6 protein-coding genes are annotated in these 12,700 nt (G+C 40.6%); all 6 read right to left on the bottom strand.

Features of this window, described 5'->3' with window-relative positions:
• Positions 1-72 precede the first annotated feature (72 nt).
• Positions 73-7,569: a CARDB domain-containing protein gene (locus QME58_12160; GenBank protein MDI6804577.1), complete on the bottom strand. Its 7,497-nt coding sequence runs from the start codon at positions 7,567-7,569 to the stop codon at positions 73-75.
• A 132-nt stretch (positions 7,570-7,701) separates the two neighbouring features.
• Positions 7,702-10,167: a M4 family metallopeptidase gene (locus QME58_12155; protein MDI6804576.1), complete on the bottom strand. Its 2,466-nt coding sequence runs from the start codon at positions 10,165-10,167 to the stop codon at positions 7,702-7,704.
• 11 nt (positions 10,168-10,178) lie between these two features.
• Positions 10,179-10,658, bottom strand: coding sequence for a hypothetical protein (locus QME58_12150; protein ID MDI6804575.1), 480 nt, complete (start codon positions 10,656-10,658; stop codon positions 10,179-10,181).
• Positions 10,659-10,667: 9 nt separating this feature from the next.
• Positions 10,668-11,228, bottom strand: a complete 561-nt coding sequence (locus tag QME58_12145) for a T9SS type A sorting domain-containing protein (GenBank protein MDI6804574.1) — start codon at positions 11,226-11,228, stop codon at positions 10,668-10,670.
• A 4-nt stretch (positions 11,229-11,232) separates the two neighbouring features.
• On the bottom strand, positions 11,233-11,793 hold the full coding sequence (locus QME58_12140; GenBank protein MDI6804573.1) for a hypothetical protein: 561 nt from the start codon (positions 11,791-11,793) through the stop codon (positions 11,233-11,235).
• Positions 11,794-12,254: 461 nt separating this feature from the next.
• On the bottom strand, positions 12,255-12,700 hold a 446-nt coding region (locus tag QME58_12135), incomplete at its 5' end, for a transposase (protein ID MDI6804572.1).

Here is a 12,700-nt window from a genome sequence, read left to right as displayed (position 1 = left end):
CTAAAATTATTGTTTGTTTTTTCATGACGTACTCCTTTTTATTTGTTGTTGTTTATTATTATTTGTTTAATACTATTTCACCAATAAAAATTTCTTTGTCGATACAAAAACTTGCCCTGCCTGCCCCTTTGGGGAGCTTGTCGAAGGATCTCCAGTAACCAAGCGATAGAAATAAACACCGCTCGCTAAATTAGTCGAGTTGAATTGCACTTGATGTTTTCCAGCTTCCTTTTCTTCATTCAACAACGTAGCAACTTCCTGTCCAAGTACATTATAGACTTTCAGAACAACGCGAGATGCTGTCGGTAAATCGTACCGAATAGTTGTTGTTGGATTAAACGGATTCGGATAGTTTTGATAAAGTGCAAATTCTTTGGGTATTTCTACCAGCTTGTCTTCAACAGAAGTGATAATCTGTGTCGTTGCATCTGCGATTAACTTAGTCGGCTCTGTATTTCCAGCGTAATCTGTTGCAAGAGTAAAAAACTTATACTGGCTATTTGCTGAACCAGTGTATATTGCCATCGTATCTGTTGTATTTACTAACCATGCAACATACGGACTATCGTTCCGAGAAACATATATGGAATAACTCTTTAAATTCGAACCAGACGAATCGTCCTTACCACCCCACGTTAGTGGGAAAGATGTAAATGTTGTGGTTGGAGGTAGAGGACGAACATTACTCATCGGCGATACAGCATCGATAGTATTGTATATCGGTGGTGTGTCAAGCGGATCATTCTGGTCGAATATTATTCTCGCTTTTGGTGTTATTAAATCCCCCGTTCGTGATGTTTGTTTTGGTCGGACTGTGTATCGCACAAAACCGTTGCCGCGACCGGTTGAATCGTTAATTGGAAGCAAGCCCACTAATGGATTATTTGGCAACTCTCCGGTTGATGGATCGATTGATTTGAAATTCCAAGATATTTGACCGGTCATAACATTAATTCCTGCAGTAACATCAACGTATATACCCAACGAATCTCTGACATCTAAACGGGTGCTATAGTAAGAAGGATTGCCGGGAATTTCGAAAGTTTGATTCGCAAAACCGATTGAACTAAGTCGGAATGAACGTATATCGATAGTCGAATCTAACTGTTGAGTAATTGAAACTCTTTGTGCCGGTGCGGTTGCTTTCTGTGGATCGTTTTCAAACCGAATTTGATACGGTAAAGTTTGAGTGACTGCGACCCATCGGCGGTCGCCGTAACCTTCGGGTCCGATTATATCGTTTGGATCGAGTGAACCAACAAGCCGTTTACATATCAATTCCTTTGCAAGGCAAGTAAGGCCAGAAGCAACGCCGATACATCCTGCGGCTCCCGCGTCCCAGGGTCCACAACTTGCTCCTATTCCAAAACCGCACATGATAAAATTAAACGGTGGTGGAATTGGTGGAATAGGAATAAAACAATCCAAAACGGCAGCAACGCAACCCAACTTTGAAAAGAAATCATCACATTTTGAAGTAACCTGATTAATATAATTTTGGGTTGGTTTAATCCGCTGACTGGTTCCTGAAAATAAAACCGAATAATCTGCGCTTCTGATAAAGCTGCCGGATTTAAAGGATGGAGGTAAATCAGATTGATCCAACAGACCGAGCACTACGTAACCATCCAGCATGAATCGTGCGAAGCTTTGTGTATCGTAAGCACGCGCTATTACTTCGGGAGAAAATGATGATTGATTCTCAAGAACTTTTTGTCTGAACGATTCGATCATCGACAGTTGATGTGTAAGATAAGCATCTTTGGCAAATGCTCGTACACCGACTGACATAGGGAAATCCATTCCTGCAGAGAATAACATATTCCGGAAAGTAATTCTACAATCGACCGCTTCACTTGGAGTCAGGTCGCGAACTATAAGCGGGATATACCGGGCGGTTTCCGAATTTACAAAATCATCATAATTTCCTTCAGCTTGTTTTAATGAATCAGGAATAACGTTGCCTCTACTTATAAATCGTGAAGAAGCAGATATTTGCACATCTGTCCCCAACGGAACGGCAATAAGTGCAAACATGTAAGGGACGTCAACGTTTGAGGTGTTTGTAAATCTGAATGTATATGATTCCCGGCGGCCGAACAATAAAAGGTTTGGTGTGCTTTGTCCTATGCTCACAATCATCTCCCTTGCTGGCTCAACTTGAAATCCATCAGGTATCATTACTGTTGAGCCGTCCAAATTCTTAGCGACAACGTCATAAGTTCCAAGCGGAACATTCTCAAGATTCCATCTAACTATGATATCCATCGTGCTGTTAAATTTACGGACTGTGCCATCAATGATTTTATTCCCTGATTTGTAGAGGAAAATCTTTGTCGAATCACGGAATCCAGCACCGTGAATAGTCGTAGTTACACGTCCACCCATTCCTCCTTTATTAGGATTGATAGAAGTTAGTGAGAAAGAAAGCGTCTCTGCGATTATTGTATATATTTCATCAAAAGCGTAATTATTTGAACGAAGCGTTATGAAATAATTTCCAGCTTGAGTTGAAGGAATAAAAACCTCACGGTTTACTGGTATTGGGTCTAAAGTGCGAAAATCGTAATTGCTTGTTGTGGGGATACTACCATAAGCGACATATACATCTGTTGTTGGAACGTTTGACTGACCGGTAGCCGTTATCCTTAAATCCATATTAGCAGGAACATTTACTCGGTAGTAGTTATAATCTTGCCGATAAATTGTATCTGTAACAAGAACACTGAGCGGCAGATTAAGCACATCTACATTCATTTTATTGGACGAAGCTTTCTTATTATTTGTCAGATCGCTCTCACGTATATTGTTTTTAAAGTTTGTTTTCACTAAAACATGATAGTCGCCGGTCAACAGACCGGGGATACCGCCTGTAATCTCGCCTAAAGAATCGGTCAGTACGAGTTTGCCAGTATTTGCTCTAAGCGATGCAGTTGAATATGCACCGGGAGTTAAATTAATATCGCGAGTAACGATACCAAGCAGCGGGTCATCTATATTCCATGTAGTGTCGGTTGAAAAATAGACGGCTTCACTCATTCTACCGCTCGCCGGATTGGCACCTTGGTTCTTGATCGTCCAGGTAATTGTAACATCTTTGCCGGCAATCGCATCGGTCGGAGTAAATATATTTGTAACGATTAAATCAGCAGGTGGTGGAAGTGTAATCGATATTAGTGATGATTGGATATTATTATTTTCAGCGCCGTGTTCATATATTTCGTTTCTACTATCAGTTTTTACAATGATGTAATGATTCCCGGAAACAGAAATCGGTAAAGTAACCTCCAGAGTATCATAGTAAGTTGTGTTGATGCTGAGAGGACCAGTTTTACTGATATTTCCTAAGCTGATATCCCATTGATCGAAGATTGAGTTTTGTGACAGATAGACGGCATCGTACCATCCGACATTTTGGACAGAAGCCGCCCCGTTATTCTTAATACTCCAATGAATTTTAATTGGCTGCCCCGCTTGTCCGTTTGATGGGACTGTGAGAGTGGTTAGCAGAAGGTCTGGCGATGGAGACAGTGTAATATATTTTTGCGATGCAGAATATTTTGTGTTGTTTGCAACGTTCACATCTTCCACATCATTTGCGCTGTCGCATTTTACGATTATGTAATAGCTGCCGGAAATTCCATTAGGCAAGTTAGCAGTAATGTTTCGGGTATAGCTTGCTCCGGGAAGCAGTGGTTCGAATCGCGGAATTCTTGTTAAAAATATATCTTCGTAGCCAATCAACGTCGTGTCGGAAGACAAATAAACGACATCCATCCAGTTTGAGACCGGTGTATTTCCCGTTTCTTTGTTTTGAACAGTGTACTGAAAATTAAACGGCTGTCCTGAGTAACCCGAATCAGATGAGGTTAATGAAACGACAGAAATATCCACCGGTGGATAAGCACGAATAAATATTGGTCCGCTCCGGGAGATATTATTCGATTCATGCGAATGCTCGTAAATTGTATTTTCAACATCTGTCTTAGCGTAGATGTAGTATGTTCCACCGCTCAATTTCCGTGGTATTCTAACTGATAAACTTTTTGAATAAGATGACGAAGAAGCCAAATCTCCTGAATGTCCCGCTGTTAAGAAACCAATGGCTTTCGAAGGGTTCCACGTGAGACTTGAAGAAATGTAGAGACTATCTTTCCATTGACCTGAAGTTATAGCTCCGCTGCCTTGATTTGTAACCTGAAAAGCAATGGTTATCAGATCGGAAGCAGTTGCGCTATCCGGTTTTTGAATTGATGACACAAACAGGTCGGGCCACGGACTTAAACTGATTGCTGTTGTAGAGCTGCTGCCAAGTATATTGTTGTCTTCGAAATTATATTCGAAAATCTGATTTTTCCAGTCAGTCTCAACGAATATGTAATAATCACCCCAAATTCCGTTTGGTAATGTTGCCTCTTGACTTTCGGTATATACAGAGTCAATTGCCAAATCGTGATACTGATAAAATTCCTTAATGAAAACAGCGAGATTAGAATCGAAGGGTGTAACCGCACTTATGAAAATTCTATCTCTCCAACTTCCAGTAGTACTGCCGGGTCCTTGATTTTGTACCGTCCAATTAACTAAAATTTTATTGCCCGAACTGCCTGTTGGTGGACCGGTTACAGATGTTACGACCAAGTCGGGTGGTGGTGCAAGTGTAATTTCTATAGGTGCCTGTCGTAAATTATTAGTCTCGAGTGTATATTCAAAAACAAGATTAGTAAAATCTGTAAAAACAAAAAGAAAGTAAGTTCCTGAGATACCATCGGGAAGTGTTATTTTCAACGCTGGAGAATAAATTGAATCTGGTAATAGTACCTCGGTACGCATCACCGTTGATAAGCGTGTAGAATTTTGCTGATTAAAAATTGAATCCTGAGAAATAAAAATACCATCGTACCAACGTGCTGTTTGTGTTGAATTACTTCCTGTGTTTTTAACTGTGTACGTAATATCAATCTTTTGGCCTGAGAAAGCCATATCGGGAGCTTGCATCGAGATAACTTGTAAATCGGGCGGTGGTGTCAGGTTCACATTAAAACTTTTACGAGAAATATTATTAGTATCGTTAATTTCTGGTACATTAGTATAATAATCTGTAAAAACAATAATATAATATTGTCCAAATATACCATCAGGAAGTGTGGCAGTCCCACGGTTAATATAACTTTCGTTTGGGTTGAGTGGATTCATATTCTCAAAAACTCCTAATCGCGAATCCTCTCTTGTATCGAGTACCGAATCAACTGACAGGAAAACAGCATCGTACCAGCGTGCAGGATTTGTAACTGAGTTTCCAATATTTTTTGCAGTCCATTGTATATCAATTTGTTTACCTGAAAAACCTGAAGGAGGAATATCAATATTAGAGATTATCAAATCAGCAACACTTTGCGTACTGAATGACCATGTTGGACCGGAAGTCGTGCCGACAATGTTTTTTGCTACAACCTTCCAGTTATAAGTTGTGTTGTACAATAATGAATAGCTTTGGTATCTCGGCTCTTTCAAATCACTCACGGTAGGTGTTGACGGCATTGGGTCGGCCGATTTCCAGATATAGAAATCATATCTTCTCGTCGCCGATGCCCCACTCCAAGTAAATTCAGGATTGCGGATGACCTGAGTCGCACCGTTAGATGGATTTGGGTTGCTAACCATTCCAGGTACTGCTGGTTGAAGTGTGTTCGCAGACGAGGTTGAACCAATAGTCCACTCGCTAAAATTATTATTGACATTTGCTGAAAGAGTTTTGTTGTCTAAATTAATTTCTGTGGAGGCAACAGTCCATGGTTGGCTGCTGCTTTCCCTTCTAAGCAGTCGCAGTGAATTCGGGTCGGAAACTCCTCCAAATAAATTATACTCAAAAATGACTTGAGCTGAAAAGTTTACACTTGCAGGTGCTTTATCGATAGCCCAATAGATATTAGATGCCATGGTAGTAATTCCTGAAGGAATGGCTCCACCAGGTGGTTTCGCAAAACGGCGAACCACGACAACAGATGCCCGTTCAAGATTGGAAAAATCGATTGTTACAAATGTTTCGGTTGTATCTTTCTTAAATTCATAAGGATAAGGATTTCCAACTGAAAAACTATTTACCACTCGTGCAGCAAAGTTTTGGTCTACCGGCTCAACGGGTAAATTATCAAAAGTTACGACCGGTAATACTATCGGATTGGCAGACGGGATATTTAGTGAGCGTCCGCCGGTACTTCCACCTAATTCATAAATTTTTTCATAAGCAGGTTGTATAGCGAAGGCATATTTTATCGTTTGCCCCGGGACCATTGCTTTTTGATAAGTCCAAATACTATCATCGTTAGAATCCTGAAGGGAATAACTGCCTGAGTTTACACCATCAAATATTTCAACTAAGGGGTCGTAGTTCTCAGCCCGGGAGAAAAGTCCCAATCGTTCTAATCGGCGGAGATCAACCTGGAATGTAACCAAAGCTTCAGGCACTCTTGTTACCTGCAGTGTGTGAGATGTTAATGTGTCGAGATAATTTCCAGCCCTATCATTGGAATTTATTTTTAGTTTTAATATTCCAGCCGGTGTTTCTTGAGGGATTGTAATTACTGTGCGCCATTGGCCATTCAAGCTGTCACCGGAAATCAGGCTTGCTGAATTTCCTGCGATATAATCCAAAGAGCTATCAACAAAATCGAAGTAAACATACTTCACCCCGGTATACCAATCCTGCATTGTAGCTGTTACAGTAACATCTTGATCGCCGCTCGAGACATTTACAGTCGATGGAGAAATTACCGCCGGCGAAACAAACACTGGAGCGGTAGTATCACCCCCTGTTACTATCAATGTTTTTCCTGTATTCAAATCCGCAGAGTTCCAAGCGTAATCCATAGCACTCACAACAACGCGCAATTCGCCATTCGCTTTTTGTGGTATCTGGACTATTGATTTCCATACTCCATTCATACTATCGCCGGAAATCCGCAATGCGTAATTTGATGCAAGCTGCTGATTTTTCCAATTTAAAAATTTTACATCAACGTATGCAACACCCGAGAAATTATCTTGTAATGGAACCCATACTGTGTCAAATTTCGGACCAGTTGAAACATCCAAACTTGTGGGCGATAGTGTTACTACGCCTGCTAAAGTTGGTGCTTCGCTATCACCGCCAGTTACCTGAACGGTTTTTCCTGTATTGAATGTCGCTATATCAAACGACTCATCCCAGGTTTGAGTATAGACAGGATAAGTTCCAATTGGAATGTTTGGATAAAGATATAGTTCTGCCCTCCATTTTCCATTTAGTTTCGTACCTTGAATTAATTCGCCAAAGCCGGTTGCCTGCGCAGAATCTGGATGTCCTACATACACAAATACAAACCAAAGCGAGTCGGGTGAATTTCTTAACCATAAATCAACGGTTACAGTCGCACCGCTTGGAGACACATTTACCGTGGTTGGTGTAACGTAGGATGAATCGAGAATGGCTTGCCCATAACCTACTGTAGTTAATGTAGCGATGAAAATAGTTATAGAAATTAGCAGATGGGAAAACTTAATTTGATTATACCTTGCACGAAAAAACATAACATCTCTCCTTAGTTTGTTAGATTTATTACAATAGTATGATAATATTATGACTTTTATTTCACAAAAGCAAATCGCTTGGATTGCATATAAACGTTCATTTGGAAACCGTAGAAAACCACATTTTTTGTTTTATTTCATTAATAAAAGTTTTTTCGTTTCTGTAAAGTTGTTACACTGAAGCCGATATAAGTACACACCGCTTGCAATGCTACTCGCATCCCACTGGACTGAATACTCACCGGGATGTTTTACCTCATTAACCAATGTCGTAACTTCTTTACCAAACACATCATACACCTTCAAAGAAACAAATCCGAAATCAGGAATCCGAAATCCAAAATTCGTTGTTGGGTTGAAAGGGTTTGGATAGTTTTGTGCAAGTTCAAACTTCGGTGGAATTCTTGAATCAATTTCAACAACTCCTGTTGTGCTTGTTACGGTTGCACGCATGAATAGTGTATAATCATCGGGTGAATTTAATTTAGACCAACTTGAAGAATTATACTCATATGCTCTCTGATTTCCAGGCGGTAAATCTCCACCTATGAGCGGTTGATTAGTTCCGTCGTAAAGTATGCTTACATAAAAATCACCATTAACATTTGCGCCGGTAATATCGAAAGATTGCCAGCCGACTTGTGCGGGTGTATATGAATAAGGAGTAATAATTTGTGTCCCTGGTAAACCGCTGGCGCCATCTGCTCGATACATCTTCAAAGTAAAATGTCCGGTACCACCGGCGTTATCGCCGGTTATTTCGACTTTAACATTTGTTATGGTTACATTTGAAACGGGCGGCGTAAACCTAACTGCTAATTCCCAATTAGCAGCGGATTCATAAACACCTACCGCGGAAGAACCATCGTCATAAGTCAAATCGTAGGTTGAGCCGGAACTACTGCCTATACCGACTGCACTAAAACCGCTGGCGACTGCATTATACTCTACCGAGCTTTGTCCAAATAAATCTTTAGCTGAATTCAGACAAGCGTTTCTACAATCGATGAACTGTGAATTATTTGTAAGATAAACCGCCAATGTTCTGTACCATATCAATCCTGCTTTAGATCGTCCGATTGCAGTTGCAACGTTATAAAAAGCTTTGTTCGGGATGCCACTGTTAATGTGCACACCTCCGTTATCGTTATTGGGATCATTGGGAAGGTTGACATATTCATCCATATGAGCTGGTTGCCATCTCGGATCGTTCGATGATAACCCCATGTGTGGGTCTTGCATACTCCTAAGAGCATCACCAGTTATTCCAGGCGTAAACACATCTTCACCAATCAACCAATCGGCGCTATCACAGATTGCGCCAAACACATCGGAGAAACTTTCGTTAAGCGCACCCGGCTGTAATTCGTATACAAGGTTAGCTGAGTATTGTGTAACACCGTGTGTTAGCTCATGTGCAATTACATCCAACGCACCTGCAAGATTTGAGAAAGTAACTCCATCGCCATCGCCATATGACATAGATACACCGTTCCAAAAAGCATTGTTGAGGTTGACAAGATAATGGACAACATTTCTCAGAGAACCACCAGTGTTATTATAGCTGTTACGGTTATAACGTGTTTTAAAAAATTGATAAACTTCCCTTGAAAAAAAATGGGCACTTACTGCCGCTTTTAATCTCTCATTATCATTGAAATTGTTGTTGTTATTCGGGTCTGTTACGTATACAGCACTACCATAACCATTTCCGGCGGTGTCATTTTTAGCGTCAATAGTTACAATCACTCCCTTAAAGCTATCAATCGGGGGAACATACATAGGTAAAGACGCATCAATCATATAATATGTACCACCAGACAGATAGGAATGAACTGTTTTTACAGTTCCATCCAATGCTATACCTGAGCCGACAACCGGACCATCATAACGAATACCATCATCGATTTTAATTACTTCGCCATTTAACGCATCAATAAAAACCGTCATCATTGGATTTGAGTGTGAGGGGAGACTGACTACATACACCAGAAGTAGTCTCGGTCCTTGAGAGTATATGTTCAACTCTCCCTTTTCATCAGTAGATTGATAAGAACCTAATTTATCTTTCGCTATTTGTAAGGCAGTATGAATATCTATGGATGGTATAGTATTTATATCCGGTGTCGGATAATACCTGCCATTAACACTCTCAACCGACCCATCAGAATTGAAGTGGGCAATTAATTGTCCATGAAATATTTTTACTCCATTTACCTGTTGATGATATTTTATATGTGTCATCCCAATTTCATCTGTGATGTTCGAAATGACATTCAATTCCTTTGCCGGTTCTTTCAATCCAAATAAATCTTTGTTTTCTGAGAGGAACCTTATTCCGTCATTCGTCTTATCAGAACTGTATGACAAACCGGTTTGGGTTAATTTTCCCGAAACAAATGTCGGCGTAGAGTTATTTTCGCTCCACTCGATTTGAACTTTATGACCAACCTTTGATTCTAATGCTCTTAAACCGTTCTCCGTATTATGATAATAAAACTTTACGGTAAGGTTTGACGATTTAATTCCCGGATTTGAATTAATAAAACCTAGAAATGGAATCACCATAATCAGAAATAATTTGTAATAAGATTTCATAACATCCTCCTTTAATTTGAATGTTTGTTTATAGTATCATTAATAATTTTTCTCAACTGCGAATGGAACACTCCAATATTAGGGGGCACACTTTCGTCTGGCTCGAATCCCGACCATGAAACTGAATGTTTAAAGTTATTGTAGCTCAATTGAATAAACGAAGATATATTGCCTGAATTTTTATAATTAGTACCCAGTACAACATTATTTAATACTAACTCAGATATTTTATCGAGTTGCTCACGACTCAGTGTGGTAATATATTTTAAATTTGTATCCGTAAATACCTTGCCTTCCCAACTATTAAAATTACCAATAGTATCAATATAGTAACCGTTATACATGCCTGTGAAACCGCCTCCTGTTCCAATTACAATGTTGTATTTCGTTGCTTGCGTAGATCTTTGTTTTTGAGATTGGTCTATCGTAGAACAACATTCCATCAGAGTTATCAAGATAATTGATATGAAAATAAAATCGAAAAATTTCATTTCGCTTTTCTACCTCACCAATATAAATTTCTTAACAGAAACAAATTCACCAGCAACTAATCTGTAAAAGTATACGCCGCTCGAAAGTTCGAAATCCGAAGCGCGAAATTCGAAACTGTGTTTGCCAACAGTTTTTTGTTCGTTGATCAATGTTGCAACTTCCTGTCCAAGTACATTATAGACTTTCAGAACAACATGAGATGCAGTCGGTAAATCATACCGAATAGTTGTTGTTGGATTAAACGGATTGGGATAATTCTGTGATAACGAATATTCGGTTGGAAGCTCTTTTTGCTCTTTCACACCGACAGATATACTTCTGAACAAAGTATCCGCCAGGAAACCGCTGATTACTTGAGTATTTGATTGTTGGGATGTACCAACAAAATTTTGTCCGACCACCGATTTTACCATCGTGTTCGATTGAGTAGAATTTGCATATCCCATATTGAATGACGACCAAACGACTTGGCTGTTCTGAGAAATAGCATTATTTATTACAACTATCACGCAAAGCAGTTGGAATATAACTGCTCGCTGTATATTTTTAAAAGAATATTTTGTACTCATGTTATCACCTCATTCTTTCGATGGGATTCAACCGCTGTTCTTCTTCTGCCTTCCGCCGTTTCTCAGCTATCGCTTTCATTTTTACCTGCTCTATTTCAACTTCACGTATCTTCTCGTAATCCATCCCCATGGTCTCTGAGACTCCATATTCCTTTGGATGGATGTACTTCCCTCGTTCTACGCCGGTTTTCTCTACCTCGACCTGAATCCGATGCTTCTCGGCAAACGGATCCTGCCGTATGCCAGTCGCCTGCCATGAGACTTCCATTCCAGGCTGACCACCGGCAATCTTGAAACGATTCCCAGAGATTTTCTGAGCGATATAAAGATTAGGACCGGGTGCGCCGATTGCAGTGAGCTGATAGCGATAATCGCTGTTGAGTGCCTCAAAATACGCCGGCAGTTCGACCAATGCCTCACCGTTGGCATCAAGTGTTATATTGCCGTTGTACACGTTCATCATATCGGGCGATTCCACGAAGCTGTGATACAGATATTTATTTCCGGGATCCAACGGATGATCAATCTTGAATGAGCCGGCGCTTTTGGACAGTATGCCATTCACGTCAACATTCCCGTCGAAGATTCCAGCGCGGTTGGACCCGACGCCACCTGCATTGCCATACACACCGGTGGTGCTACCTGCGAGGTAGCCCCAGGCGGTGCCAACGTTATGGAGTCCATACACGCCCCAGCGTTGACCTTGCCCGACTACGCCGTCGCGGCTGCCGCTATAGCCACGCACGCCACCACCAAAGGGAGCAATACTGTATCCTGAGACACCCCAGGTCGTCCCAGTGAGAGATACTGCAGCTCCGTAGACTCCTGTCCCGTTCGAGCTTTCACTCCATCCATACACGCCAGAGTTGACCCCACTTGTTGCAGATGCCTTGCCGTACACGCCTCTACCGCTGGTGCTGCTTGCTTCTCCGTACACTCCGTAGGTATCTCCAGTTGTTGACGAGGCATTCTGACTAACGTACAAAACATAGTATCGTAAATCAAGGAACGTAAAACGTTCCAAGTTTAAGCGATTGCAAGTTCTTCATTAGTCAGTTTAAATTTAGCAATTTGTTTTTTAATTCTTGCCACTAATTTCAGTTTTCTTTTTTGATCAAGAAACAGATATTCTGTAGGTGGCTGGTATTGAATTTTGTTCACAATCATTTTCCAAATAATAACCGCTAGTTTTCTTGCCGTGGCACTTACTGCTGCTGTTCGTCCTTTCCTGAAGGCAATTCTTCTGAAAAAATCAGACAGATGTGTGTCTTTTAAATTACCAATAGCATTGGCTGCATTGCGTAAAGCAATTTTAAGTCGATTACTTCCTTTAGGTGTTTTACTGCTCAACAGTTTCCCACCGCTTATTTTATTGTTCGGAGCCAAACGTAGCCAAGATGTAAAATGTTTTGCAGTTGGAAATTTCTTGAAACCATCAGGTCCTACTTCACTCATAACGCTCATTATTGTTG

The organism is Bacteroidota bacterium, assembly GCA_030017895.1.
Taxonomy (GTDB): domain Bacteria; phylum Bacteroidota; class Ignavibacteria; order UBA10030; family BY39; genus JASEGV01.
The sequence above is the reverse complement of the archived record's forward strand: the minus strand, read 5'-3'. Positions and strand labels throughout refer to the sequence as shown.